At 58.8% G+C, this 25,265-nt stretch carries 26 protein-coding genes and 3 pseudogenes; 9 read left to right on the forward strand and 20 right to left on the reverse strand.

Annotated elements, in window-relative coordinates; translation table 11 throughout:
- Positions 1-74 precede the first annotated feature (74 nt).
- The 4 genes from M9924_18170 to M9924_18185 form a co-directional block, all read right to left on the reverse strand.
- Positions 75-866, reverse strand: a complete 792-nt coding sequence (locus tag M9924_18170) for an SDR family oxidoreductase (protein MCO5066323.1) — start codon at positions 864-866, stop codon at positions 75-77.
- Between the two features lie 221 nt (positions 867-1,087).
- Complete coding sequence (locus M9924_18175; GenBank protein ID MCO5066324.1) at positions 1,088-2,059, reverse strand: ABC transporter substrate-binding protein; 972 nt, start codon at positions 2,057-2,059, stop codon at positions 1,088-1,090.
- A gap of 13 nt (positions 2,060-2,072) precedes the next feature.
- The gene (locus tag M9924_18180; protein ID MCO5066325.1) at positions 2,073-2,903 is read right to left on the reverse strand and encodes an ABC transporter ATP-binding protein; all 831 of its coding nucleotides are present in this window, start codon (positions 2,901-2,903) and stop codon (positions 2,073-2,075) included.
- Complete coding sequence (locus tag M9924_18185; protein MCO5066326.1) at positions 2,900-3,712, reverse strand: ABC transporter permease; 813 nt, start codon at positions 3,710-3,712, stop codon at positions 2,900-2,902. The genes M9924_18180 and M9924_18185 overlap by 4 nt, the downstream gene beginning before the upstream one ends.
- A 519-nt stretch (positions 3,713-4,231) precedes the next feature.
- Between M9924_18185 and M9924_18190 the strand changes: the two genes are divergently transcribed.
- The 4 genes from M9924_18190 to M9924_18205 all read left to right on the forward strand — a co-directional run bounded on the left by M9924_18190 (position 4,232) and on the right by M9924_18205 (position 8,988).
- Positions 4,232-5,149: an aldose 1-epimerase gene (locus M9924_18190; GenBank protein MCO5066327.1), complete on the forward strand. Its 918-nt coding sequence runs from the start codon at positions 4,232-4,234 to the stop codon at positions 5,147-5,149.
- Positions 5,150-5,152: 3 nt separating this feature from the next.
- Positions 5,153-6,139, forward strand: a complete 987-nt coding sequence (locus tag M9924_18195) for an extracellular solute-binding protein (protein MCO5066328.1) — start codon at positions 5,153-5,155, stop codon at positions 6,137-6,139.
- 84 nt (positions 6,140-6,223) lie between these two features.
- The gene (locus M9924_18200; protein ID MCO5066329.1) at positions 6,224-7,315 is read left to right on the forward strand and encodes an ABC transporter ATP-binding protein; all 1,092 of its coding nucleotides are present in this window, start codon (positions 6,224-6,226) and stop codon (positions 7,313-7,315) included.
- On the forward strand, positions 7,312-8,988 hold the full coding sequence (locus M9924_18205) for an iron ABC transporter permease (GenBank protein MCO5066330.1): 1,677 nt from the start codon (positions 7,312-7,314) through the stop codon (positions 8,986-8,988). Before M9924_18200 ends, M9924_18205 begins: the two co-directional genes overlap by 4 nt.
- 50 nt (positions 8,989-9,038) lie before the next feature.
- Here M9924_18205 and M9924_18210 read toward each other — a convergent pair whose 3' ends face one another.
- The 8 genes from M9924_18210 to M9924_18245 are packed head-to-tail and all read right to left on the reverse strand — an operon-like array spanning position 9,039 to position 16,405.
- Complete coding sequence (locus M9924_18210; GenBank protein ID MCO5066331.1) at positions 9,039-10,088, reverse strand: extracellular solute-binding protein; 1,050 nt, start codon at positions 10,086-10,088, stop codon at positions 9,039-9,041.
- Between the two features lie 38 nt (positions 10,089-10,126).
- Positions 10,127-10,921 (reverse strand): ABC transporter permease, encoded by a 795-nt coding sequence (locus M9924_18215; GenBank protein MCO5066332.1) that lies wholly within the window; start codon positions 10,919-10,921, stop codon positions 10,127-10,129.
- 53 nt (positions 10,922-10,974) lie between these two features.
- A complete protein-coding gene (locus M9924_18220; GenBank protein ID MCO5066333.1) occupies positions 10,975-11,814 on the reverse strand; it encodes an ABC transporter permease subunit in 840 nt (279 codons plus the stop codon).
- Positions 11,811-12,587 (reverse strand): MBL fold metallo-hydrolase, encoded by a 777-nt coding sequence (locus tag M9924_18225; protein MCO5066334.1) that lies wholly within the window; start codon positions 12,585-12,587, stop codon positions 11,811-11,813. Before M9924_18225 ends, M9924_18220 begins: the two co-directional genes overlap by 4 nt.
- A complete protein-coding gene (locus M9924_18230) occupies positions 12,584-13,684 on the reverse strand; it encodes an ABC transporter ATP-binding protein (protein ID MCO5066335.1) in 1,101 nt (366 codons plus the stop codon). The genes M9924_18225 and M9924_18230 overlap by 4 nt, the downstream gene beginning before the upstream one ends.
- 20 nt (positions 13,685-13,704) lie before the next feature.
- On the reverse strand, positions 13,705-14,703 hold the full coding sequence (locus M9924_18235; GenBank protein ID MCO5066336.1) for an FAH family protein: 999 nt from the start codon (positions 14,701-14,703) through the stop codon (positions 13,705-13,707).
- Positions 14,704-14,712: 9 nt separating this feature from the next.
- Positions 14,713-15,528 carry a FadR family transcriptional regulator gene (locus M9924_18240; GenBank protein ID MCO5066337.1) on the reverse strand — a complete coding sequence of 272 codons (816 nt, stop codon included), beginning with the start codon at positions 15,526-15,528 and terminating at the stop codon, positions 14,713-14,715.
- A 58-nt stretch (positions 15,529-15,586) separates the two neighbouring features.
- Positions 15,587-16,405 carry an inositol monophosphatase gene (locus M9924_18245; protein ID MCO5066338.1) on the reverse strand — a complete coding sequence of 273 codons (819 nt, stop codon included), beginning with the start codon at positions 16,403-16,405 and terminating at the stop codon, positions 15,587-15,589.
- Between the two features lie 130 nt (positions 16,406-16,535).
- Here M9924_18245 and M9924_18250 point away from each other — a divergent pair, with 130 nt between their 5' ends.
- Positions 16,536-18,260 carry a dihydroxy-acid dehydratase gene (locus tag M9924_18250; GenBank protein MCO5066339.1) on the forward strand — a complete coding sequence of 575 codons (1,725 nt, stop codon included), beginning with the start codon at positions 16,536-16,538 and terminating at the stop codon, positions 18,258-18,260.
- A 10-nt stretch (positions 18,261-18,270) separates the two neighbouring features.
- Positions 18,271-19,047, forward strand: coding sequence for an SDR family oxidoreductase (locus M9924_18255; protein MCO5066340.1), 777 nt, complete (start codon positions 18,271-18,273; stop codon positions 19,045-19,047).
- 225 nt (positions 19,048-19,272) lie between these two features.
- On the opposite strand, the pseudogene M9924_18260 reads toward M9924_18255, so the two are convergent.
- A pseudogene (locus M9924_18260) lies at positions 19,273-19,422 on the reverse strand (Tn3 family transposase).
- 23 nt (positions 19,423-19,445) lie between these two features.
- Positions 19,446-19,658, reverse strand: coding sequence for a hypothetical protein (locus M9924_18265; protein MCO5066341.1), 213 nt, complete (start codon positions 19,656-19,658; stop codon positions 19,446-19,448).
- 20 nt (positions 19,659-19,678) lie between these two features.
- On the opposite strand from M9924_18265, the gene M9924_18270 reads away from it, so the two are divergent.
- Complete coding sequence (locus M9924_18270) at positions 19,679-20,080, forward strand: DNA/RNA non-specific endonuclease (GenBank protein ID MCO5066342.1); 402 nt, start codon at positions 19,679-19,681, stop codon at positions 20,078-20,080.
- A gap of 195 nt (positions 20,081-20,275) precedes the next feature.
- A pseudogene (gene gltA, locus M9924_18275) lies at positions 20,276-20,485 on the forward strand (citrate (Si)-synthase).
- A gap of 69 nt (positions 20,486-20,554) precedes the next feature.
- On the opposite strand, the gene M9924_18280 reads toward gltA, so the two are convergent.
- The 4 genes and pseudogenes from M9924_18280 to M9924_18295 form a co-directional block, all read right to left on the reverse strand.
- The gene (locus M9924_18280; protein ID MCO5066343.1) at positions 20,555-21,490 is read right to left on the reverse strand and encodes an ABC transporter ATP-binding protein; all 936 of its coding nucleotides are present in this window, start codon (positions 21,488-21,490) and stop codon (positions 20,555-20,557) included.
- A gap of 220 nt (positions 21,491-21,710) precedes the next feature.
- Positions 21,711-21,896, reverse strand: coding sequence for a hypothetical protein (locus M9924_18285; protein ID MCO5066344.1), 186 nt, complete (start codon positions 21,894-21,896; stop codon positions 21,711-21,713).
- Between the two features lie 355 nt (positions 21,897-22,251).
- Complete coding sequence (locus M9924_18290; protein MCO5066345.1) at positions 22,252-22,479, reverse strand: hypothetical protein; 228 nt, start codon at positions 22,477-22,479, stop codon at positions 22,252-22,254.
- 184 nt (positions 22,480-22,663) lie between these two features.
- A pseudogene (locus M9924_18295) lies at positions 22,664-23,010 on the reverse strand (SMC-Scp complex subunit ScpB).
- Positions 23,011-23,069: 59 nt separating this feature from the next.
- On the opposite strand from M9924_18295, the gene M9924_18300 reads away from it, so the two are divergent.
- A complete protein-coding gene (locus M9924_18300) occupies positions 23,070-23,216 on the forward strand; it encodes a hypothetical protein (protein MCO5066346.1) in 147 nt (48 codons plus the stop codon).
- 24 nt (positions 23,217-23,240) lie between these two features.
- On the opposite strand, the gene M9924_18305 is transcribed toward M9924_18300, so the two are convergent.
- Together M9924_18305 and M9924_18310 are read right to left on the reverse strand one after the other, a co-directional pair.
- Positions 23,241-24,242, reverse strand: coding sequence for an ABC transporter ATP-binding protein (locus M9924_18305; protein MCO5066347.1), 1,002 nt, complete (start codon positions 24,240-24,242; stop codon positions 23,241-23,243).
- Positions 24,239-25,234: an ABC transporter ATP-binding protein gene (locus tag M9924_18310; protein MCO5066348.1), complete on the reverse strand. Its 996-nt coding sequence runs from the start codon at positions 25,232-25,234 to the stop codon at positions 24,239-24,241. The genes M9924_18305 and M9924_18310 overlap by 4 nt, the downstream gene beginning before the upstream one ends.
- Positions 25,235-25,265 lie beyond the last annotated feature (31 nt).

Here is a 25,265-nt window from a genome sequence, read left to right on the forward strand (position 1 = left end):
GCGCGGCAATCCTGTTTTCAATTGCGGGTTGCCAATGGCTTGTTTGGTGAAGCTGATTGCCATCGTATCAGCCGCTATGACTTCGAAGCGGAACGCACGCCGCCATGTGAGGCCCACGCGACCCCAGCCAGCCATCCGGCATCCACCGGCAGGTTGATTCCGGTAATCGCGGAGGCATCATCAGAGGCCAAGAAAGCCACCGCCTTGGCGATTTCGTGAGGCTCGATGAGCCGACTAAGAGGGGTGTGGTCGGTGATCCCCTCGACGCGCTTCTCGCCACGCTCGATCGCACCCTTGAGCAACGGCGTCAGCGTAAAGCCTGGCGACACCGCATTGACCCGCACACCCGCATGGCCCCATTCGGCAGCAAGGTTTGCGGTCATATTGATAACGGCCGCTTTCGACGGCGCATAGGCATGAAGGGGGCGCGAACTCATCCCGGACAGCGACGCGATCGTAACAATATTGCCGTGGCCTCGCTTGATCATGCGCGAACCGAATGAGACGGCGCATAGCCAGGTCCCGCGCAGATTGATCTCCATGATACGCTCCCAGTCAGGCAGCGCCATTTTCTCAGGCGGAACTCGGCCGATACTCACGCCGGCACTGGTGACAAGGACATCCACCGGACCAACAGCGGCTTCTATATCCGCGGCTGCAGCCTCAACTGAATCTGCCGAAGTGACGTCGAGCTTCACCGCGTGGCCGCTGATGACGTCAGCCACCTTTCTTGAGGATGCTTCGTTCAGATCTGCCACAACAACGCGCGCGCCCAGGCTCGCGAAGTTGCGCGCGCAAGCCTCGCCGATACCGCTGGCTGCCCCCGTTACGACTACGACCCTGTCCTGGAATGCGTGATGGTCCATTGCTCTTTCCTGTTGCTGCATTGCTGGAGGACCGAAGCCCTCCAGCCTTCCTGCTCGGTGTGGGCGTTCGCCGCCTGCACCATTCATTCCTGACGCTTGTTACGTTCGCAGCGCGCGTTGAGAACAACCGACCAGCGCATGGGTGACGATGGAAGGATGCTCACAGCGGGATGTCGCATCCCTTTCCCGCAGCCACAGTCCCGAAGAGACACGTCCTCCCCTCACTCGAACGTCGCCTTTTGAAGAGAATCGTCGATCAGATCGGCGGAATTGATATTGGGATTGACCAGCTTGGCGACCGCCGCCCATTTTTCGGGATGAATGTGGAACTTGTTCGCCCTTATATCTTCCCAATAGTGGCTATCGACATAGCTGCGGTATACCGACTTCAACGCGCTGGGGTCGATCTTCACCCACTTTGCCCAAGCTTCCACGACCGCATCCTCGTTGGCCGGATCGATGATGTAGTCCGTCTCAGCGAGAGTCACCTTGAGGAACCGCTTCAAGCCCTCAAGGGTCGTCGCGTCCGTGTCCGTCTTGGCCAGCAGCACGGAGTAGGTCGGGGTCACTTCACCGCTATTGCCGATGATCGTTGCGTCGGGAACGACGAGATGAAATGGCCCAACCAACATAGCGGCATCCACCTGCTTGTTCAGAAATGACTGGATAATCACCGGGGTTCCGCCGAGGCTGACCCAGGTCGAGTCGTCGGGATTTCCACCCCGCGCCCTGACAAGCGCCTTGCCTGTGAGCGTATGCACGCTGTCGGGAGCGCCGGTGCCGATCTTTTTGCCTACGAGGTCTTTCACCGTTTTGATCGACGGATCGGCCACCAGATAGTGGAAGTCGCCTCTGGTCAGCTCGGCGACCATTTTGAGCCCCGGAACGGAATAGGCGGAGTTCACCGCACCGAAAGCCTCGACCATGCAAGCTTCAAGCGAGCCGCCGGCAACGGCGCGCGCGCAATCGGCAACCGTGCCGACGCGCACCCACTCCACGTCGAGGCCCGCTTCGGCATACTTACCCTGATCGGTTGCAAATGCGTATGTCGATTGCACCGGCAGATAGACAGTGCCCTGCACGCCGATCCGCAAGGGTATGTTGTCGGCCAGAACCTGACCCGCGGTCGCACAGGTCACGACCGTAGCTGCGGCAAGAGGCATCAAGGTCCTGCAAATACTGAAAAGTGACATTCCATTCCTCCCGTTACTTTGTTGGATTTCCCGTGGCCAAAGCCTGACGCGCCTCGGTCGCGGCTGCACTGCGCTCTGTCTCGGCGAGCAGGTCGGCCAGTTCATCGACCAGCCGGTGATACGCTTCCGATCTCTTGGATATCGCCGTGCGCGGTCTTGGGATGTCGACCTTGATATCGGCGACTATGCCCGTTGACGCCGGCCCCAGAATGATGACCCGATCTGAGAGAAACACGGCTTCCTCGAGTTGGTGCGTTACGAACAAGACGGTTTTCTGATCGCGCTCCCAAACCTCAATCAGATGTTCCTGCATCCGTTCGCGCGTCATCATGTCGAGCGCTGCAAAAGGCTCGTCCATCAAGACGATCTGCGGCGACAGGGCGAGAGCGCGAGCCAGGTTGACCCTTTGGCGCATGCCGCCGCTCAACTGATGCGGATAGGAATCGCAGAATTTCTCGAGGCCAACCTGCTTCAGCGCAGCCAGTGCTTGCGCCCGGGCCCTGTTACGCGGAAGGCTGTCTTCTATGCCGAGACAAACATTTCCGAGCGCCGTGCGCCAAGGCAGCAAGGCGTCCTGCTGGAACACCATCCCGGCGCTGCTGCTTGGCCCCGTGACCATCTTGCCGCCTACGCTGATGGTGCCGGCATCGGTACGCTGCAGGCCCATCACAAGCCGCAGCATCGTCGACTTCCCGCATCCGCTCGGTCCCACGATGCTCACGAACTCGCCGTCGGCAACGTCAAGCGACAGTCGATCGAATATCTGAAGCCTTTCGCGAGAGCGCGACGTGTAGCCATAGACCACGTCGCGCAGCTCAAGTTGCGCCCGCGCTGCGTTGGTCATGGACGTTCCTCGTGCCAGGGTGCCAGCCAGCGATTCAGCCCTTTGAAGACTGAGGAAATGACCATGCCGGCAATGAGGAAGCAGAGAATGCCAACATAGATGCCGGCCGTGTCGAACTGCTGGGCTGCATTGAGGAGCAGAAAGCCTACTCCGGCGACCGCGCCGAAAAGCTCTCCGCCCAGCACCCCCACCAATCCGCGCGCCGAGCCGAGCCGCAGCCCGACCATTGTATATGGCAGCGTGCTCGGCAGTATGATCTTGCGGATGACAGACATCCGGCTGAGGCTGAGCGAACGGCCCATCTCGAGCAAGGTGGAGGGTGTCTCCTGCACGCCAGCGGTGACATTGATGACGATTGGAAAAATCGCCGAAAGGAAAACCACCGCAACTTTTGACCAGATGCCAAGGCCGAGCGCGACGATAAAGACAGGACCAAAGGCGATTATCGGGACGGAGTAGAAGCCGGTCATCAACGGCTGGATCGCACTTTCGAACTTTCGATAGATGCCCAGCACCACACCCAGCGGGATGCCGAACGCGATCGCCAGCGCCATACCCAGAATGAACTCGTTGCCGCTGGCCATAATATCGCGCATCAGCGTGCCGTCGTTATAAAGCTCCACGGCGCGGCGCCACACATCAGTGGGCGGAACGATGATGAGCGGCGAAGCGAATGGTGCAGCAAGCTGCCACACAACCAGCAGAATGCCTGCTGCCAGCCAGGAGGGCCCGTTTCGTCGTACGAAGGCTGGGACTGTCAAGACGCTTCTTTCACCGGCTGCACCTTCCAAAGCCACTTCATGCGTCACTGCCAAGCTCCGCACGCAAAGCTAAAAAAAGGCAATCCTGTCCGGTGGTCATGCAATACCTCCCTTGGAGCTCGCCATCGGCGAGTCCCGCTTTTTGCTGCGCCGCTACGCAGCTGCCCAATACACATTGTGAAAGAGCAGTTTCCTCCCGCATCGTCGCATCGCATGACCGTTCATGCGAATTCGTCGATGTCGTTCCCATGTACGTACAATATCATTCAACATCCGAGAGGTGTCAATAGCCAAGGTTTTGCGAAGGTGGTGTCCCGCAGCACAAGCCTGCCTGGGAAGGTCATTCGAGACGATACGATCCGCCTTATGCAGGTGCTTGGCAAGGAGTGCGGTGGTCTGAACAGCCACCCACCGACTTCGTCATCCGTCGCCGCCGCCGACCGGTCCGACCTGAAAGCGCGCCGTCAAGGCTATTGTATTCTTCATAATATTGAGTATATTCATAAATATTAGACGGTTTATCGCGACATGGCTTTTTCATTCAGTCAGCAATTGGACAGGAACGGGATGTCGGCTCTGATCATCCGCGACAAACTTGCTGTTCTTACGCTGCTTCCGTCGATCGGAGGCGCCATTGCTGGCTACTCATGGAACTGGAACGGCAAGACTATCGACTGGTTGAGACCATCGGACCCAAGCGCTTTGGAGAGCGGCGAGGCCGGAGCACTTTCCTGCTTTCCGCTTGTTCCATACTCGAACCGGATACGACAAGGCCGGTTCATGTTCGACGGAGAGCAGGTTCAGCTTCCTGTCTCGACGCAGGATCCGCATTTCGAGCACGGTCACGGCTGGCGCGGATCCTGGAGCATTGAGAGCACCGGCCCCGGCAGGGCCCTGCTCCGGTTCCTGCACGAGCCGGATGGATGGCCATGGCGCTATGAGGCGCATCAACTCTTCTCGCTCGATGACGGAGTCTTAGCGATTGAACTGAGGCTTCGTAACATCTCGGATCGCACAATGCCGGCAGGTCTTGGTTTGCATCCGTATTTTCCGCTCGCCTCGGGCGCGTATGTGGAAGCAGAACTCGATGGCGTCTGGGAAACGGATTCCGAGGTCCTACCTCTCTGCTTCAGAGCCCTCCCGCCAGGTGTCCAACGGATAGAGGCCGGGGAAACGAGCCTCGACAATGTGTTCACCGGCTGGCCGCACAGGGCAACGATCACCTGGCCAAAAGAAGGACGTTCGCTGGTGATGGAGGCTTCGTCACCACTCGACTTCCTCGTCTTGTACACACCTGCGGGTGAATCGTTCTTCTGTTGCGAGCCTGTCAGCAACGCAACCGACGCGTTCAATATGACGGCAGACGCAATGGCCAGGTCGGGAATGATTGCGCTTCAGCCAGGCGAGGAATCGACAGCAAGCGTGCGCCTTGCGCCGATACTTACCGATTCACCAAACCAAGCATCAGCACAACTGGGGAACTAGAAAATGCAAATCAAGCGCCGATCTCTACTAAGCAGCTTCGCCGCCATCGCCCTGGCCTCACCATTCGCGGGCACTGCTTCCGCATCCGAAAATGTCGTCGTCTACAGCGCTATCAGCACGAAGCTGACAGACGCTTTTGTGGACGCCTTCCAGAAGGCCAACCCGGATATCAGCGTTCAGCTGATCGCTGGCGGAAGCGGCGAACTGATGACGCGCATCAAGGCAGAGCGCAACAATCCCCTCGGGGACGTGTTGCTTGGACCGGATGCAGACAGCTTCGATTCTGACCTTTCGCTGTTTGAAAGCTACGAGAGCCCCGAAAGCGGTGCTTTCGACTCCGCTGCGCTCCAGCCGGACCACAAATATACCGGCTTTTCCACCAACTTTCAGGTCTTCATTGTGAACACAAAAATGATGCCGCTGGATGCGGCGCCAAAAACCTGGAAAGCCCTGGCGGAGCCACCGTTCAAAGGCAAGGTTCTCATGGCCAACCCCGCTCAATCCGGCTCAGCCTTCTCCCAACTTCACCAGATCCTCGCTCTTTACGGGTGGGACGTGATGGATCCCATCATTGACAACACCACCTTCGTATCAAGCTCCAAACTCGCGTTCCAGAACGTCGCCAAGGGCGAGATACCAGTCGGCCTGACGAGTGAGTTCAACGTCCTGCAGTCCAAGAATGACGGCAATCCGGTGGAGGCGGTGTATCCCGAAGACGGAACCGCGCTGGTTGTGGACGCAGTCGGTATTATCGCAGGCGGTCCAAACCAGGCGGCCGCCAAGAAGTTCGTCGACTTTGTTACATCCAAGCCCGCGCACGAAATGCTCGTCGAAATCGATGGACGCCGTTCGGCACGAAAGGATGTTGCCCCGCCCACCGGACTGGCCCTGATCGATTCCATCAAGGTCGTTCCCTACAACACCGTATCGGCCGCAAAGGACAAGGACGCCGAGCTAGCCCGGTTCGACGAAATGTTCTCGCAAAAATAGTCCTGTTTCATCAGACTCCGACATCCGGCGGCAATTGTGCCGCCGGACGTTTTTCGAGCAGCTGCACCGGGAGCGGAAACCAGGATGGCAGGTAATCTACGTGTCCAGGACCTTGCCAAGGTCTATCAAACGGCGGCCGGAGCGACCACTGTCGTCAACGATGTGTCCTTTGACGTGGGTCCCGGCGAATTCTTTACGATGCTCGGACCCTCTGGCTGCGGCAAGACGACAACACTGCGCATGATTGCAGGACTGGAAACGGTCTCGCGTGGCAGGGTGATCGTCGACGGTACCGACACCACTTCCACACCTGCGCGGCTGCGAAACATAGGAATGGTGTTTCAGTCCTATGCCTTGTTTCCGCACCTGTCGGTCGAAGAGAATGTTGCCTACGGCCTTCGCATCCGAAAGCTGCCTGAAGTCGAAATCAAGGCCCGCGTTCGCGAGAGCCTTGACCTGCTCGCGCTTACCCAACTCGCCGGAAGGCTTCCGGGGCAACTCTCGGGCGGTCAGCAACAGCGGGTGTCGATTGCACGCGCGCTTGTCTATCGCCCGCCGGTCCTGTTGCTCGATGAGCCTCTTGCCAATCTCGATGCAAAATTGCGTGTCCAGATGCGCGATGAGATACGACGCGTTCAGCGCTCCCTCGGTATCACCGTGCTTTATGTGACGCACGACCAGGAGGAGGCAATGGCGGTCTCCGACCGGATCGCGGTTTTTGATCAGGGGCGCGTCGCCCAAATCGGTCAGCCCACTGAAATATATGACCGCCCCAATTCACTGTTCGTTGCCGGATTCATAGGCAAGGCGAATTTCCTGCCTGTAGCCATGATTGGCGATCGCGTTTTGCGGCTTGGCGATAAAACGGAGATTGCCGCGGAGCGAATTTGCCTGGGGCCTCCCAATGAGATCCGCGGAGCATCCGCATCCGACCGGTTGCTTCTGATGATTCGTCCCGAGAGTATAGTTCCTGACGAGGACGGACCACTGAATGGCAGGGTGGACCGAATTGAGCACCTCGGTCCGTGGTCGCGCGCCTATGTCATTCTTGATGGGTATGAGACGGAGCTGATGGTCGATCAGCCGCGTGGCGCTCAGCGGAAACTCAAGGAGAACGACACCTGCCAGTTCGGATTCAGCGCTGCAGACGCGACCGTTTTCAGGGGTGAGCCATGACCCCGAAGCGCTATATATTTCCCGATCCCGTCGCCCTTGTGATCAGCATAATCGCCATCATTATCGCCCTGCTGTTCCTGCTTTATCCGCTCCTGAACGGCCTGTTGCTGGCGTTCCTGCGAAATGGGGACGCCTTCGCGGTGAGCAATCTTACACTTGCGAATTTCGAGCGTTTTTTCACTGCCGGCAGCTACAAACGCGCGTTCTTCAACTCCCTTCTCACCAGTGGCGGTGCGACGGTAGTCGCTGCGGTGCTGGGCGTTCCGATGGCGTTCGCCACAGCGAAAGTAGACATCGCGTTTCGGCCGCTTGTGCTTTCGCTCTCGGTTATTCCCCTGATCGCGCCGCCGTTCATTGGAGCCTATGCGTGGGTGATGGTCCTGGGAAACAACGGCATCGCGACCCAGCTCCTGCTCGAATATACCGGCTTGCGGCTGCCGCCCATTTATGGCGCCTGGGGTGTGACCATCGCGCTCGCCCTGAGTTACCTGCCCTTTCTGTTCCTGATGGTGCAGGCGGCACTGGCCGCCGGTGATCCGACTATAGAGGAAGCCGCCCGCATGACGGGTGCTACCAACACCCACATACTGCGTACGATTACGTTGCCGCTGGCCATGCCCGCCATCACTGCCGGAATGCTCATCGTGTTCATCAAGGCGCTCGGAGATTTCGGCGTACCGTCCATCCTTGGTGGAGAGATGCAGGTCCTTCCCACCCTGATCTATTATCAGGTGAACGGCTTCTTCAACCTCAATGCCGCAGCGGCCATCGCCATCGTGAATGTCCTCCTGACGGTCGCTGGGCTGGGCGTGCTGACATGGGTCAATCGGAAAAACGTTGCGACCTTGACCGGCTCGTCGCGCGGCTTCACACGTGCCAGCGGCCGCGGACCACGTTTCGTGGCCAATGTATTCATTTGGACCGTGCTCGCCGTGACGCTGCTTCCACAACTGGTCGTCGCGCTCTACTCTTTCTCGCTGCGATGGGGCGACACGCTTCTGCCTTCGGAATACGGTCTGGCCAATTACAGGGCCGTATGGGCCGACGCGTTATCGTCGATGACAAACAGCATCATCCTTTCGGGCATCGCCACGCTGGCTTGCGTCGTGTTCGGCTCCATTACCGCCTATGCCATGGCGCGCGGACGCGCGGTTTCCAAATGGGCAGTAGATCTCACGATCATGCTTCCCTTCGTCTTGCCCGGCCTGGTGGTGGGTGTCGCATATCTGGCGGCGTTCAACAGCCGACCGCTTCTGTTGACCGGCACCGTGACCATTCTTGTTCTGGCCTATTTCACCCGGCGCGTGGCTTTCGTATTCCGCTCGGCTGTCACTGCTGTCGGCCAGATAGACCCCAAGATTGAAGAAGCATCCACGATATGCGGCGCATCATGGGCATATACGATGCGGCGCATCATGGTGCCGCTCCTTGCCCCCGGCTTGCTCGCTTCGGCCATTCTGGTCTTTGCGACGCTGATCGGCGAGATAAGTGCGACCGTCCTGCTCTATTCGGCAAACTGGAAGCCTATATCGATCGCCATCTACGAGCGTGTGCTGGGCAACGAACTTGCCAAGGCAAGCGCGCTGGGCACGATCTGCAACGTCGCCACCCTGTTTCTTATGGTTGCTGCGAGCAGGCTGGTGGGACGGTCCATGTCGGACATGTTCCGCTAGACTGGGGATGAACCGCGGCGCCTGCGAGCGCCGCGGAATAGCTCTTAGCCTTATTGGCCCGCGATGGCATTCCAGCCATCGACAATGTTTTTGATGGAGGTCGAGAAGTTCGCCAAATTGGAAGGGAAATGGACCTTCTCATAGCTTGAGGCGGGCAGCATCTTTTCCTTGACCTCGGCCGGCAGTTCGATGTCCCGCGTAGGGTGAGCGTAGCCCTGCGCCAGCAGCTGCTGCCCTTCGTCGGAAAACAGGAAATCGAGCGCACCCTTCGCTGCATTGGGATGCGGAGCAAGCTCGCTGGCATATTGCGCGAACAGCATCCCAACCGTTCCGTCGGTGGGAATGATGACCTGCAGCGGCAAGCCGGTCGCGTCGCGCTTGGCGAACCCGTCAAAATCATACACCAGAGAAATCGGGCACTCTCCCTTCTGGATGGACGCCACGTTCAGCACCACGCCATCTCGCAGGTTGCCGCTATCCCGCAAGGTCTTGAGCCATTCGAGTCCGGGCGTGACATTGCTTTCGCCACCGCCATTGGCAAATGCAGCAGCGAGCACGGAAGCCGTGGCATATGTCGAGACGCGCGGGTCGCGGCTGCACACCATGTCCTTGTATTCCGGCTTCAGCAGATCGTTCCATGTCTGCGGCGGCGTTTTCACCTGATCCGTATTGACCAGGAACGCGATGGCCCCCCAATAGGAAGAAGCCCATCGGCCTTCGGGATCCTTGAACTCCGGCTTGATCTTGTCCCAATTGGAATTCTTGTAGGTCGCCGCAAGATTGTTTTCCAGCAGACGCCCCAGAAAGTCATAGCCAATATCCGCGATGTCCATCACCGGCGAATCCTTCTCGGCGAGCAGATGACTGATCTCCTCTGCCGAGGTCATGTCGGTATCGACATGTTCGACGCCATATATTTCCTCGATGCGTTCAAAGATTGAGCCTAAATTGACCCAATCGTCCGACATTCCGTAGGAAACGAGTTTGCCTTCTGTCTTGGCGCCCGCGATTGTTTCCGGACTGCTTTGGGCCTGGGCGTAACCGGCGAGCGGAATGAGCGCGATCGCACACACGGTGGATCGCAATTTTCTGATAATCATTGCACTGACTCCTTCTGGAAGTTTGGTGATTGGTTGCCTTAAGTCGGCTTTTCTTGCCCCGCCCCTCTTGTTGGCTGACCCCTCCATCCGACCACCCACAAGATCGAGAGCGAGATGATCCACGCAAAGACGAAACTCATGAAGGCTAAGGCACTTGCCTGTCGTGCATCGAACCGCGTGAATTCCACGAGATACATGGGAAATGTCTTGAAGCGCGTGCCGACCAGCAGGTTGGCAAGCGCGAACTCCGCAAACGCGGCGGAAAACACCAGCAGGCATCCGTTCACTACACCGGAACTGACGTTCGGCATGATGACCCGGATGAAAATCAGCCAGTGATTGGCGCCGAGACTCTGAGCTGCTTCTGACAGCGTTTTCGTGTCGATCGCTTCCAGAGCGTTCATCACCGCCCGGTACATGAAGGGCAGTGTGATCACGACATAGGAAGCGATCAGGATATTGGCAGTGTTGATGATCGGAAGCGGAACGCCCGAATAGAGGCGGATCAATCCCAATGCCAAAACGACGCCCGGAAGCCCGAATGGCAGGATCGCCAGCAATTCGACGAGCGGCTTGATGCGAGGCAACCGTGTGTGAACCCAATATGCAGTGGGCGCCACGAGCACGAGCGACAGGAAGACGGTGCCTACAGATACGAATAGGGAATTGGCCAGCGAACTCTTGAACGCCGACTTCGAGGTGACTTTCACCCACCATTGGCCTGTCAGCCCTTCAGGCCAAATCGAGCGGTCCCAACGCACCGACACCGAAAACAGCGCAGTCGCGACAACAGGGACGATCATGAAGACCAGAAAAAAGCCAACAACCGCCACGCGCCATATGCTTGACGCCCCCCCAGCAGAATGTTGGTGATCGGCAATCGGTGTCATTTGCCTGTCGCTCCGTTGTTGCGCACAAGAAGCTGATAGGCCGCAACGCAGATCATCATCACGAGCAACGACAGGGCCGCGATTGCGTCGGCGAGAGCCGGGTCGAACTGCACTTCTCCCCGCACCAGGGAGCCGATCTGGACGGTGACCAGATTTACGGAAGACCCTGTGAGCGTCCAGGCTGTAGCGTAAGCTCCGAACGCATTGGCAAAGAGGAGAAAGAAACAGCCGAGCAGGCTGGGCCGCAATATCGGTATGGCGACACGCGACCAGTATTGGCTCTTGGTGGCGCCAAGGCTGGTGGACGCTTCGCGCAATTCCCCGCGCAAACCAAGCAGGGCCGGGATCATGAGCAGGACCGCGAGAGGAAGCTGGAAATACAGATAGGCCAACGCCAGCCCACCGATCGAGTAGATACGAAATGCCGGATAGAGGTTGATGCCCACCTCCTTGAGCAGGAGCGTCACCACCCCCGTTGAGCCGAGCGTTATGATGAAGGCGAACGCCAGGGGCGCACCACCGAAGTTTGCCGTCACATCCGCCAACGCCGTCAGCGCGTTTCGCGTGGCCGAGCGCCTGGAAGTAATAATCGCGTAGGCGACAATCGCTCCCAGGACCGTGCCGCCGAGCGCGCTGACAAAGGAAAGCGCCATGCTGTTGGCAAAGGCCAAGGTCATGGTGGGTGTCATTGCGCGCCCAAAATTGGCGAAGGAGATTCCTCGGTCTGCCGTCAGCGCGGAGGCGACCAGTTTGAAAATGGGAGCGATCTCGAACGCCAGCAGGAAAATCAGCAGCGGCAGCAGTCCAGCCCATGCCCATCTCGCAGACCGCATCATGGGACTTTCCGTGCATCTATCGTCAGGCCGTCGACGGCCAGCGTGACCGGCCCGGAGAACCCGAGAGCGACCTCCTCAAGCAGTCTGGGGCCGAACGTGTCAGGATAGGTGTGTACAAGCACAAGCCGTCTCACCGCTGCGCCCGAGGCAACACGTGCGACGACGTCGGCGGTAAAGTGGTCTTCGGTCGCATGACCGGCACGGAACGAGCATTCGCAGACAAAAATATCGGCATTCCGAGCCAGTGCGTTCAGCACCAAGGGATCGACGGCATCTCCTGAATAGCAGAAAGCCACCCCCCCGGTTTCCACGCGAAATGCAAGGCTGTTCGACGTGTGGCCCGTCAAACCCACTTCGATTTTCATGCCGGCAATGCGGTGATAGCCCACATCGAGTTCGAGGATTAGCAACTCATATGTCTCCGGACGTGCATCCCTGAAGATATCGAGCAGCTGACTGATGAATTGCTTGAGGCCCCTGCACCCGGCCACGGTGAGCGGGGCGGTTCTTGTCCAGCCAGGTGTCGCATTGGCTGCCTGAAGGAGCATGATCAGGTCCAGCGTATGGTCAGGATGAAGATGCGAGATGAAGACCGTTTCTATATCCCGGTAATCCAACCCCGCCCTTGCCAGCCCGGCGAGCGCCCCAGATCCCAGATCGAACACCACCGCACGCTCGCCGAACCTGACGAGGTGGCAGGATGGGCTGCGATTCTTTGCCGGCAATGTGGTTCCAGCACCGACCACCGTTAACTGCATGTCGACCACTGTCATTGGTGCCCCGCCTCGCCTTCTTCCCCGCTATCGGACAGAACCGAGCAATCGCTGGAGGAGAAACCCGCCTGAACGATGTCCCCGCGCCTTAGCTGGGACTGGCTGACGGTGGCCACATCGGCAATCAACTCCCCGATGGGGGTCCTAAGAACGAGTTGCCGGGTGCTTCCTTTGAATGTGACCGTCTCAATGCGCGCAGGATAGGCGTTATCGACTGACATGGTGCCGCCAACGTCGCCAATGCAAACCGCTTCCGGACGCACGAGCACCGTCACGGCCGCGCCGTTCTTTGTGCCGGACAGGCTGGCGGGGTTCACTTTGATCACGTGTTCGCCGACCACGGTCGTTACCTGCCCGGCACGTTTCGCCTTCGCGTCGAACAGGTTCATTCTACCAATGAAGGACGCGACAAACCGGGAAGCCGGCTGCATGTAGATCTGCTCGGGGGTGCCGACCTGCTCGATCCGCCCGCCCCGCATGACCACCACGCGATCGGAGATCGCGAGAGCCTCCTCCTGATCATGCGTCACGAACAGTGTTGTTATGCCGAGCTTGGATTGGATCTCGCGGATCTTGTCTCGTAGGTCGACACGCACGACTGCATCCAGTGCGCTCAGGGGCTCATCCAGCAGAAGCATTCTCGGATCTATCGCCAGGGCGCGAGCGACCGCGATGCGCTGCTGCTGGCCGCCGCTCATCTGGCGCGGATATTTGCCGCCGGCGTCCGAGAGGCTCACTAGGTCCAGTAACTCCTGCACCTTCAGTTCAATGGCGCTTCTATCGCGCTTCGCAATGCGCATTCCGAAGGCGACGTTTTCGGCGGCACTCAGATGCGGAAAGAGCGCGTAATGCTGAAACACGACGCCCATGCCTCGACGATGGGGGGTCTCGTCGAGCAGGTTCTTGCCGGCGATCAACACCCTGCCCGAACTCGCCGATTCAAATCCCGCTATGATGCGCAGCGTTGTTGTCTTGCCGCATCCCGAGGGGCCGAGGAGGGAGACGAATTCCCCCTTCTTGATCGTCAGGTTGAAATCGCCGAGCGCAAGGTGGCCGGAGTATCGTTTTGTTAAAGCGTCTATTTCGACCCAGTCCATTGACCCGCTCCGACCCTCAATCAAAGCGCACGGACGGTGACCATCCCCTCATCGGCTTCAGCGACCATCCTGTTCCGCAGGGGCTGGCCGAACACATCCGCAGAGATCTCATACTCGTCATCGGGCTGCGTCTGGACGCCGGCAGCGTAGCTCATCACGGCCGCACCGAAGAAGTAGGCGTGAAGGTCGCCGGGGCGGCGAAACATCGGATAGCGGAAATGGTAGTGCTCGAGATTCTCTATCGAGTGGGACATATATTTCTCTCCCGACAGGAACTCTTCTTCCCAAACGGTTTTTCCGTTGCGAACTATCCGGGAAACACCACGTACCTCGTCGGGCAGATCACCAAGCAGCAGTTCCGGACCCAGCGAACACGCCCGCAGCTTGGAGTGCGCGAGATAGAGGTAGTTTTTTCCCTCCGTTACATGGTCCGAGTACTCGTTTCCCAGCGCATAGCCGATACGGCAGGGCGCGCCTTTTTCGTCGACAATGTACAAGCCCGCGATCTCGGCCTCCTCGGCGCCCGCTTCTGCAAAATGCGGGAGCGGCAGCGGTTCATCGGGTGCGACAACACAAGTTCCGACGCCTTTGAAAAACCATTCCGGCTGAATGCCGATCGTTCCCTTTGCGGGCTTGCCGCCTTCGAGACCCATCCTGAATATCTTCATGGAATCGGACTCCTCGGCATCCGCCTCGCCATGTCCGATAAGGTGCATGCGGTTGCGCGCAGCTGCGCTGCCGATGTGAGTGAGTCCAGTACCGGTTATCATAAAGCGCGCAGGTTCCGGATGATCGAGAGGAGTCAGCACCCTGCCTTCGCCGAGGAGTGTAAGGTAGTCCGCCGCATCATCGCTCGCCAACTCGGCAACAAGGTCGGCAATCGGCCTGCCGCCGTTTGCGGACTTCAGCGCGAGCTCGAAAACAGTGCTAACTTTCGCCAGGGGATGAATTTTCATCCCATCCCCCACCAGGCCGACATGTCTCTGATTGTTGGCGCTGCGAAACTGAATGATGCGCATGAAGTACCCCTATCGGCTCTTGTCTGCAGTGGACCGGTTTCGCCGTTCGCCCTTGCTGCGTCGCTCAAGAGCGCGCCGCACGTCGGCCTCGGCGTCGTTGAGAAGCGTGACGACCGCCTGCCGCGCACCCTCTTCGTCCCGATCCCTGATCCGGTCGAGCACGCCCTTGTGCAACGGCAATGAATGCCTCTGGCCCCCGCGATCGTCGGACAAGCGGAAGCTTATGAGCAGCGCCATCTCAACGACGCTGCCAAGCGTCGAGATCAATTCATTCCCGGTGAAGCGCATGAGCGCCTGGTGGAACGACAAGTCGGGGCCGGCAAACCTGTCGCTATCGTCTGCCGTCGCGCTCATTTCATCCAGAATTGCCGAAAGCTGCGCGATCTGTTCCGCCGATGCCTTCTTGGCACACAATGCAGCTGCCGCGGGTTCGATCGCTCGACGCAGGTCGAAGATCGACCCGACATCCTCGACACTGGGCGAAGCATAGCGCCATGCCAGGAGGTCCGGGTCGAGGTGGTTCCATTCTGCTCTCGGGCGCACTCGCGTACCCGTCTTGGGGCGCGCTTCTATCATTCCCTTGCCGGAAAGAACCTTAAGCCCTTCGCGAAGCACGCTGCGTCCCACGCCGAGGCGCTCCGACAACTCATCGGCATTCGGGAGGACATCCCCGGCCTTGAACTCGCCGGAGGCAATCAGAAAGCCGAGGCGCTCCACAACCATTCCGTGAAGACTGCCCGAGCTGCGCGCCATCGTATGGGTTCCAGCCAGCGCACCGGCTGCGGTGGATATGCCAAGCGGCCCTTTATTTTTCATATTATTCATAATAATTAATTCCCATGGCCATCGCTCGTTGTCAACTGCGTTTCCAGGTCATGCTTTCTCAAGATCGAAATGATCGGGTCCGTACCGGATCGAAAGCTGGAACGCGGGACGCAGCATAGCGGAGTCGATCCCATATTCCCTCGGTCGCGGCAACAATCGGTCCGCCATGTTTGACCCAGTCAGGAGCAAGAAAGTCGATAATTCTGCCGCCGGCCTCTTCGAGAATCACGGCAGCAGCCGCTACATCCCAGCTTTCGAGGTGCAATTCGCAATAGCCGTCGATCCGGCCACACGCGACTTCACACAGGCCGAGCACCGCCGATCCCGACTGGCGCACGCCAAAGCCTTCCTCTAGGAGGAACCCGGTCATCGCGTGGTACGTCCGCCATCCGAACTTGGCGGAATATCCTGCCTCAACGAGCGCCTCTTCGACCTTGAGTGTCTGGCTGGTAGAGATTCGCTTTCCATTCAGGAACGCCCCGCCGCCTGTCCGCGAATAGAAAAGTTCGGCGGCGATCGGATCATATACAACGCCGAATATCGGCCTGCCTTTCAGGCATAGAGCGATGGATATGGCAAATCTGGCGATGCCCCGCGCAAAATTCTGTGTCCCATCGATCGGATCGACGATCCAAAGCGTATCGGCATCATCTCCGCCTGCTTCTTCGCTGAGGATCGCGTCAGTCGGGAAAGACTGCGCAATGGCACGGCTGATGTGGCCGTCCACCGCCAGATCCGCATCGGTTACGAGATCGGCGAGAGCTTTGTACCTCTGCCCCAGCACCGGGTCGCGAAAATAAGTTCGCGCCAGCTCGCCGGCTGATTTCGCAAGCGACCGCGCAAATTCAAACCGCAGATCGATCTCGGAATCCCGCATTAAACACCGGTCGCGTCGCTTGATTTTTTTTATTCTTAATAATATGAAAAATACCAATGGTCAATGCTGGCGCACTCCATTGCATTGACACCTCCCTTCCGGGTTCCGGCAGGGCAAATCGGGAATGACAATGGCCGAAAGACGTAAGTTCCGCTCTGCAGCCTGGTTTGATGGGGAAGGCAAGAACGCCTTCATGCATCGGAGCTGGATGAAAAACGAAGGCATCCCTGACGATGGGTTCGACGGACGACCGGTCATCGGCATCTGCAACACATGGTCCGAACTGACACCCTGCAACGCCCATCTCAGGGAATTGTCCGAGCGGGTGAAGCGCGGCGTCTACGAGGCCGGCGGCATCCCGTTTGAGTTTCCTGTCATGTCGCTTGGAGAGAGCAACATGCGCCCGACGGCGATGCTCTTCCGCAATCTTGCCAGCATGGACGTGGAAGAATCCATCAGGAGCAATCCCATTGATGGCGTGGTGCTTCTGGTGGGATGCGACAAGACCACGCCCGCTTTGCTCATGGGAGCCGCATCTTGCAACCTTCCCGCCATAACCGTCTCAGGCGGCCCGATGCTCAATGGCAAGTTCAGGGGACAGGACATCGGCTCGGGAACGCATGTCTGGAAGTTCTACGAGGACGTCAAGGCGGGACGGATGCCGGTGAAGGACTTCCTGGCAGCCGAACAGGGCCAAAGCCGTTCCGCCGGAAGCTGTATGACGATGGGAACGGCCTCGACCATGGCCAGCATGGTGGAGGCGCTGGGAATAGGCATGCACGACAATGCCGCTATACCTGCCGTCGATTCGCGACGGTTCGTCCTGGCGCAAATGGCCGGCCGCAGAATCGTCGAGCTCGTCGAGCAGGACGTACGCATGTCCGACATCCTCACTCGCAATGCATTTGAAAACGCGATCCGGGTCAACGGGGCCATTGGAGGATCGACCAACGCGGTTCTTCATCTCATTGCAATCGCGCGCCGGATTGGGGTCAATTTGGATCTCGACGACTGGGATTGGCTGGGTCGGGGCATTCCTACCATCGTTGATCTGATGCCTTCAGGCCGCTTCCTGATGGAGGATTTCTATTACGCGGGCGGGCTGCCGGCGGTGATGGCCGCTCTCTTCGCAGCTGGACTCTTGCATGGCGATGCCATGACGGTAAGCGGCCATGCAATAGGCGAGCTCGTCAAGGATGCCCCCAATTACAATCCCGATGTAATCCGTTCATGGGACAGTCCCCTGACCAACGAGGGGGGCATTGCGGTCCTGCGCGGCAACTTGGCGCCCAACGGCGCGGTGATCAAACCCTCAGCCGCATCACCTGAACTCATGCAACACCGCGGCAAGGCTGTCGTGTTCGAAAACATCGAGCACTACTATGCGCGCATCGACGATCCACTCCTCGACATAGACGCGTCGTCGGTCATGGTGCTGAAGAACTGCGGTCCACGCGGGTACCCCGGCATGGCTGAAGTGGGGAACATGCCGTTGCCGGCCAAACTGTTGAAGAAAGGCGTGTCCGACATGGTGCGCCTCTCCGACGCGCGCATGAGCGGCACGGCTTATGGCACGGTGGTGCTTCACATTGCACCCGAAGCAGCGGCGGGCGGCCCTCTTGCTTTGGTGCATGATGGCGACATCATCGAGCTTGATGTTGCGAACCGCAAGTTGAACATGCTGGTATCGGAATCGGAACTCGTAGAAAGGAAGCGCAGTTGGAGCTCGCCGGAGCCGCCGATCGGTGGCTATGAGAGCCTCTATGTGGAGCGCGTGCTGCAGGCAGATGCGGGATGCGATTTTGATTTCCTCGTCGGTCGTCGCGATGCGACGATTCCACGACACTCTCACTGAAGAGCAGAAAATGAGCGAAAACGACGGTTATGCAATCTACCCCAGCCTCAAAAGACGAAGCGTTTTGGTCACTGGCGGCGGCAGCGGAATCGGAGAGAGCCTCGTACGACACTTTTGCGCGCAGGGCTGCCGGGTCGCTTTCGTGGATATTTCGGAAGACCCTTCGCGGCGTCTCGTTCAGTCAATAGAGGCAACCGATGACGAACCGCCGCTCTATATCCCGTGCGACTTGAGAGATATCGAGCAACTGCGGGCCGCGATAGAGCAGGCACGGCTGGCGCATGGCGCGATCAGCGTTCTGTGCAATAATGCCGGTAACGACGACCGGCACCAGACCGAAGAGGTTACGCCCGCCTACTGGGACGACCGAATGGCCATAAACCTCCGCCACCAGTTCTTCGCCGCTCAGGCCGTGCGATCCCAGATGAAGGTGCTCGGCGGAGGGTCAATCATTAATTTCGGCTCGATTACTTGGATGGTAGGCGATCCGGATTGCCCGGCCTATGTGACAGCGAAAGCTGCCGTTTATGGCATGACTCGCGCTCTTGCCCGGGAATTGGGGCCTGAGAGGATTCGTGTCAATTGCATGGTTCCTGGCTGGGTAATGACCGAACGCCAGATTCGCCTTTGGGTAACTCCCACTGCAGAGAGCCAGATCACTGAGCGTCAATGCCTGCCCGATAAGCTGCAGCCATCCGATATTGCGCGCATGGCTCTTTTTCTTGCTGCCGACGATAGCAGCATGTGCACGAGTCAGCAGTTTATCGTTGATGGCGGCTGGGTCTAAGATTCGAACCTGTGATTGAGGAGGACAGACTTACCCTGAAAGATCAGGCTTGGCTGGCGAAGCAGGAAAAAACTATTCTGCTTTTTATGTGATAGACGCTCTCCACTTTTTCAGAAGTTTGGGTCAGAACAAGAGCCGTGCGAAGTCATACGTTAAGGTCGAACGAAGCTGGAACTCATGCGACCCGCCGCAGGCCAAAGGGAAGACGAAGTTTCCGAAAGCCTTCATCGCGCTGACGACGAGGTTAAGGCCGGATGCGCGGAACGCCTGGCTTTCGAACGATCGGTCCCGGATTTCGCCACGCTCGTGGAAGAAAACAGCGCGTTTCAGCTTGTGAGCGGCCTCGCCCTTGTTGAGGCCAGCCTGGCGGCGTCTGCCGTCGAGCGCAAAGCGCATGGTTACTGACCTTCGGGATTTATCCCGTTCAGTTGTACGACCGATCCAACTGCAATAGCTAATCCCTCCATGTCCTCGCCGATCTTGGCCCTCTCAAGCGTTACGATGATTTGAAATATTGGATCGCTTCTGTTCTCGATCAAAGGCATCTTGTCATCCAAGGCAGCAACAAGAATGCCATCCTGCCTGAATTTAAGTTCCAGATCCACAGTCACGGGACTATCGAGATCGTTCAATGTCCCAGAAGGTCAGCCCGGTCAAAGCAAATAGCGTGAGCGCTGCTGCAACAATTGGTCCCAAGACGCGTGACTGTATCCAGAATTTCAATACGCTAGACCAGTCGCAGATCGCCGACGAACACACATTCCACTACACGAATGCCGCGTCACAAGTGCAGGGCTTCAAAGCCGGCAGATGGTTTGACGTCGAGGACTACGTACTTGACCGTGCGCAGACCAAGGAGCGGCGGATGAGCGTGTTCGCCGGGCCGATTTGCCGCGACGACGATCCTGAATACGGCCACCATCGCGATGGCGAACCCTGGCGCATTCCGGTCTCGTTTTGGAAGGTGGTAGTGGTGGAGAAGCAGCCGGGCAAATTTGGCGCCACGGCCTTCACCTCGGGCAGATCAAGCTGATCGAAGCCAGCCTGCGGCAAAACACGCTGACGGACCTGCAAACCAACCATCTGCAAACGACAATCGCTACGGTGGAACAGGAAACCGGCCTCAATTTCTCCACTCTGCGTGAATTCGACTCCGCCGCGGCCCTGGAGTCGTCACATCGGACACGCATTTTGCGGTCGCCTGACGATATCGTTTTCTAGATCATGTCTGCCCGACAGCTACTTCATTGAGAACGGACATTGTCCGATTGTCGATTTCTATACCACCGTCACCATGCGAACGCTGGGTTTTCCCACCCAAATGTTCACAGCCATACTGGCCGTCGCGCACACAATCGGCTGGATCGCGCAATGGAAGGAGACGATTGAGAACCCGCACCAAGAAATCGGTCGCCCCAGGCAGCTTTGCACGGGAGCTGTGGCGATTGATCTTCATGACCATCATCGCTTGTCAAGTCAGGTAGTCGGCCAAGCCCGCTGGCTGCACTCAGTGCACGTCGATTTCGTTTTCGATCAATTCCATCAGCCGGCGCCTGAACTGATTGAAACTCGGCTCGGATATGTCGCGCGGACGATCGAGCGGGACGACGATGTCGGCTTTTATCTGGCCGGGGCGTCTGGTCATGACGATCACCCTGTCACCAAGCAACAGCGCCTCTTCGATATTGTGCGTGATGAAAACGACGGTCGGCTTTTCCTCAAGCCATACCCGAACCAGTTCCTGCTGTAAAAGATAGCGCGTTTGCGCATCCAGCGCTGCGAATGGCTCATCCATCAAGAGAACGCGCGGCTTGTTGGCCAGCACTCTGGCAATCGCCACACGCTGCCGCATGCCTCCGGAAAGCTGCCCGGGGAGATATTTCTCGAAGCCTGAAAGCCCGATCAGGTTGATATAGTGCTTCGTTCGCTCGGCTATGGTCTTCTTGTCGACATGTCTCAGGCTGAGGCCAAAACCGATATTCTGCTCTACGGTCTGCCATGGATATATGGCGTAATCCTGAAAAACCACCCCGCGATCGGGGCCCGGCTTTGTAACTGTCTTGCCGCCGAGCTTCAGCGAGCCCTCGTCCGGGTGGGTGAACCCTGCCATCATGTTCAACAGGGTTGTCTTTCCGCATCCCGACGGGCCAAGGATGCACATGAAGGTGCCATCCTGGATGTCCAGGCTCAAGCGGTCGAGGACTGGAATCTGTTGCCCGGCCGGATTGGTAAAATTCTTGCTGACTTTCTCTGCAGAAAGGCTGCCTGGCAACATCGTGTCGAATTCTTTTGAAAGCATTTTGTGTACAGTCATCTCAGGCTCCAGCCGACGAGCTTCCGGGTAAGCCAGCGCATCACCAGGTCCGACGCCAACCCGAGCATACCCATGGTCAGCATAGCCGCGCCCAACTGGTCCATCCGAAACAGGAAGTAGGAGTTCCACAGGACATATCCCACGCCCGATTTCACGGCGAGCATCTCCGCGACAATCACAGAAGACCACGCAATGCCGAGGCTTATGCGCATGCCCGTCAAAACGCCCGGCATCGCCGCTCTCAAGACCACACGACGCAATATTTGATCTCTTCTGGCCCCCAGCATCTGCGCCGCCCGAATATAATTGAGCGGAATGTTGCGCACGGCGGCAGTGCTGTTCAGCAAAATCAGGAAGAACGAAGCAAGGAAAACCAGGAAAATCCATACTTAACGAATATATTTTTTGCCACTTCCTGTATGGCGGCGGCACCTCTTTCCTTCTTTGAATCGGATTCGTTGTTGAGTGCGTTAGAATCGGCCTTTTTCTTGCGCGCGGTTCGCCGGACCTGACCTTTCAACTGGCTGGACTGCATAGCTTTTCCATAAGAATCGTTTCTAGAAACCTGACTGGCAACTCATGGCCTGGGGATAATCCGGCCCACAATGATCGCAGATTATCGGATCACGGTCCTCCTCAGCAGATCGGGAACCACCATCTGGCAACAGAGGAATGCCAAACACTCCTGACTGTTCTCTCTCCCGACCACACTGTCGAATCGCCGGTTAGCTGCTTGCTGGCAGGCAGATAGCTATGGCGAAGCTGCAAAGTTAAGCACATGTCGGATTCAAGGCTACACTCCGCAACGATGCAAGCCAAACGCTGAACAGCGTGACTGCCAGGCCGAGTGAGATCGCGACCGAAACCGGTTCCCGTCCATGGCGTTGCGGTCAGCCGGTGACCAAGCATCGGCTTTGACAAGCAGCGATGGCGAGCGGGAAAAGATCGGAAATCGGCGCGACAAGTCCCGTGGGCACCCGACGGCCGATGGCAAGCGCAAACCCTCCCAGATAGATCAACATCATCGCCGCGCCAAGTATCGTCTGTTCAATCAGGGCGCGAATACGGATGCGCGGCCCAACCAAAAGGGCAAGTGGCAGCAGAAGCAGTCCCGACATCAGCGTCCGCCTGAACAGGACCGAAATAATGCTTGCGCTCTCGCTCGCGTAACGGATGCCGATAAGGCCGGAATTCCAGCCTCACCATCAGTGCGCTTGCCAGGGACAGGCCCCAGCAGCCGATGGGATTTGCATTGCAGGATCTGGAGCGTCATCGTCGCTTTCTATGACGACGCAGGGTTCCTCACCGTGGGAAACCCGACATGATGTCACCCGCCAGCAGCTTGTCCCTCGATAACAGGCCGGCATCTTCCAGCGCCTCGAAATCCGGCAGGTCGCGCAGCGTGTCGAGGCCGAACTCCAGCAGGAAGGCCTTCGTCGTGACATAGGTGTAGGGCGCGCCGGGAGTCGGGCTGCGCGGGCCCGACGCGATCATGCTTGAACCGCGCGGGTGATCGGCTGGAAACAGGCAACGCACATCAGCTCCAGCACCTCAGACTGGGTGAGGCCCACGGACCCCCCTGCTCCCACCGCAGCGCGGATCGCATCGGCATAGGCAGGCCGCGTCAGATGTTTCCATCCGCCCGCGAGGGGTCGGTTCCGGCTGGGGGCGAAATGACACTCTAAGGGCTGGACAGGACTACCGCGACTTGGACGACATAATCCGGATGTGCCGGAGCCGCATCCGCGCGCCGGAACAGTGGTTCGGCGATTATCTCGCCGCGCTCGGCGTCGCCGCGAAGATACTTGCCATTAAGATGCTCGGACTTTCATCGAAGGAAGAGCCGGGTTCCTGAGATATCCAGGTCAGCCTGAAGGCGCTACAGGGCTGTGTGCAAATGGCAGCGCGTTTCCCCGCCACCCGCAACCGATGTGGGCGTCGGGTCGATCTCAGCGCAGATATCCATGACGCGCGAGCACCGCGAGCTGAACGGACATCCTTTCGGACGGTTGGACGGGTCAGGCAACTCGCCCTTGAGTCGAATGCGTCGTCGCTCCCGCTGGATGCGAGGGTTGGGAACCGGAATTGCGGAAATCAGGGCCTCAGTGTAGGGATGCGCCGGCTCTGCGTAGACGCGCTCCGGCGGACCTTCCTCGACAACCCGGCCGAGATACATGACGGCAACCCAGTCCGCCAGATTGCGCACCACCGACAGGTCGTGACTTATGAAAACCAGTGCGGTTCCCATCTCGCCGCGCAGCTTGTCGAGCAGGAGAATGATGCCGTTCTGTGCCGAGACGTCGAGCGCGCTGATTGCTTCATCGCATACCAGGACGTCCGGACGGACGGCGATGGCGCGCGCAATTGAAATCCGCTGCCGCTGCCCGCCGGAGAGTTCATAGGGATACCGATCCGCCAGTGCGGGGGCGAGCCCGACGGCAATCAGCAGATCGCGGACACGCGCATCGCGTGCCCGGCGATTAAGCCCTTCATGCACGATGAGCGGTTCGGCGATGCTTTCGCCGACAACCATGCTTGGATCGAGCGACGAATAGGGATCCTGGAACACCATCTGGACGTGCCGACGGTAACGACGAAATTCTCTCTGGGACATGTTGGTGATATCGACGCCCGACAGTTCGATGGACCCCGCGGATGGCTCGACAAGCCGCATGAGCGCACGTCCGGTTGTCGTCTTGCCGGAGCCGGACTCCCCGACGATTCCCAGAACCTTGCCGGCCTCCAGCTTCAACGAGACGCCGCTGACGGCCTTCAGCGTCCGGCGCGGCTTGAAAAGGCCGGAGCGGAGTCCGAATTCGACGCTGAGGTCAGATACTTTCAGCACTTCCTTTGGGACGATGTTGCCGTTGATTTCCGTCATCTGGCCGGCCCGACAAGATTCAATTCCTCATAGCGCAGGCAGCGCGTCATCGCGCCACCCGGCAGCGCCCGGAGAGCAGGCTTTACGGTGCGGCAGGCATCCTGCACGTAAGGGCAGCGCGGATGGAAGCGACAGCCCGGCGGGATGCTGGCTGGCGTCACCGCCTCTCCGCCGATCGAAGCCAGGGCGCGGAGTCCGAAGCCGATCTGCGGCAATGAGACCATGAGGCCTTCGGCGTAGGGATGGGTCGGCGCGGAAAAAAGCCCTTCCGCGCGGTCGACCGATACAATCTGGCCACCATACATCACGACCACCTGGTCGCAGACGTCCGCGACAACGCCGAGATCATGCGTCACGAAGATTAGCCCGATCTGCAGCTCGCGCACCATCTCGCGAAGGAGATCTAGGATTTCCGCTTGAATGGTAACGTCGAGCGCCGTGGTTGGCTCGTCGGCGATAAGCACCCGCGGCTTGCAGATGATGGCCATGGCAATGAGCACGCGCTGGCACATTCCGCCGGAAAATTCGTGCGGATAGTCGTCCTTTCGACGCGCCGCATTGGGTATCCCCACACGGTCCAGCGCCTCGACGGCCAGCTTCATGGCGTCGCTGCGCGAGGCCCCGAGATGACGCCTGGCAAGTTCGGCGATCTGGTCGCCCACCGTGAAGCCGGGGTTCAAGGAGGCCATCGGCTCCTGGAAGATCATGGTCATCGATTTGCCGCGGATGTCCTCCCGGTCATGTTCGGGCATCCCGATCAACTCCCGGCCGTCCAGGCGCACGCTGCCCGACGGAATGCGGCTCGCGCGCGGCGGCAGCAATCCCATGATGCCGAGCGCCGTCACCGTCTTGCCTGATCCCGACTCGCCGACAATACCGAGCGAACTCCCTGACGGGATCGAGAAGGAAACGTCCTCGACAATGCGCGTCCAGCCCCTGCTGGTCGCAAGTTCGATGGTCAGATTGTTGACTTCCAGGGCAAGCTTGGCCACGTCCGGCCCTGCCCGCGCCTTGCTCGGGCCC

The sequence above is a fragment of the Rhizobiaceae bacterium genome (assembly GCA_023953835.1).
Classification (GTDB): domain Bacteria; phylum Pseudomonadota; class Alphaproteobacteria; order Rhizobiales; family Rhizobiaceae; genus Mesorhizobium_G.

Excerpts from the sequence above, each read along its gene's own strand:
- M9924_18170 (MCO5066323.1), bottom strand. The coding sequence starts at position 866 with ATGGACCATCACGCATTCCAGGACAGGGTCGTAGTCGTAACGGGGGCA.
- M9924_18175 (MCO5066324.1), bottom strand. The coding sequence starts at position 2,059 with ATGTCACTTTTCAGTATTTGCAGGACCTTGATGCCTCTTGCCGCAGCT.
- M9924_18180 (MCO5066325.1), bottom strand. The coding sequence starts at position 2,903 with ATGACCAACGCAGCGCGGGCGCAACTTGAGCTGCGCGACGTGGTCTAT.
- M9924_18190 (MCO5066327.1), top strand. The coding sequence starts at position 4,232 with ATGTCGGCTCTGATCATCCGCGACAAACTTGCTGTTCTTACGCTGCTT.
- M9924_18195 (MCO5066328.1), top strand. The coding sequence starts at position 5,153 with ATGCAAATCAAGCGCCGATCTCTACTAAGCAGCTTCGCCGCCATCGCC.
- M9924_18200 (MCO5066329.1), top strand. The coding sequence starts at position 6,224 with ATGGCAGGTAATCTACGTGTCCAGGACCTTGCCAAGGTCTATCAAACG.
- M9924_18205 (MCO5066330.1), top strand. The coding sequence starts at position 7,312 with ATGACCCCGAAGCGCTATATATTTCCCGATCCCGTCGCCCTTGTGATC.
- M9924_18210 (MCO5066331.1), bottom strand. The coding sequence starts at position 10,088 with ATGATTATCAGAAAATTGCGATCCACCGTGTGTGCGATCGCGCTCATT.
- M9924_18220 (MCO5066333.1), bottom strand. The coding sequence starts at position 11,814 with ATGATGCGGTCTGCGAGATGGGCATGGGCTGGACTGCTGCCGCTGCTG.
- M9924_18225 (MCO5066334.1), bottom strand. The coding sequence starts at position 12,587 with ATGACAGTGGTCGACATGCAGTTAACGGTGGTCGGTGCTGGAACCACA.
- M9924_18230 (MCO5066335.1), bottom strand. The coding sequence starts at position 13,684 with ATGGACTGGGTCGAAATAGACGCTTTAACAAAACGATACTCCGGCCAC.
- M9924_18235 (MCO5066336.1), bottom strand. The coding sequence starts at position 14,703 with ATGCGCATCATTCAGTTTCGCAGCGCCAACAATCAGAGACATGTCGGC.
- M9924_18240 (MCO5066337.1), bottom strand. The coding sequence starts at position 15,528 with ATGAATAATATGAAAAATAAAGGGCCGCTTGGCATATCCACCGCAGCC.
- M9924_18245 (MCO5066338.1), bottom strand. The coding sequence starts at position 16,405 with ATGCGGGATTCCGAGATCGATCTGCGGTTTGAATTTGCGCGGTCGCTT.
- M9924_18250 (MCO5066339.1), top strand. The coding sequence starts at position 16,536 with ATGGCCGAAAGACGTAAGTTCCGCTCTGCAGCCTGGTTTGATGGGGAA.
- M9924_18255 (MCO5066340.1), top strand. The coding sequence starts at position 18,271 with ATGAGCGAAAACGACGGTTATGCAATCTACCCCAGCCTCAAAAGACGA.
- M9924_18270 (MCO5066342.1), top strand. The coding sequence starts at position 19,679 with ATGTCCCAGAAGGTCAGCCCGGTCAAAGCAAATAGCGTGAGCGCTGCT.
- M9924_18285 (MCO5066344.1), bottom strand. The coding sequence starts at position 21,896 with ATGCAGTCCAGCCAGTTGAAAGGTCAGGTCCGGCGAACCGCGCGCAAG.
- M9924_18290 (MCO5066345.1), bottom strand. The coding sequence starts at position 22,479 with ATGTCGGGACTGCTTCTGCTGCCACTTGCCCTTTTGGTTGGGCCGCGC.
- M9924_18305 (MCO5066347.1), bottom strand. The coding sequence starts at position 24,242 with ATGACGGAAATCAACGGCAACATCGTCCCAAAGGAAGTGCTGAAAGTA.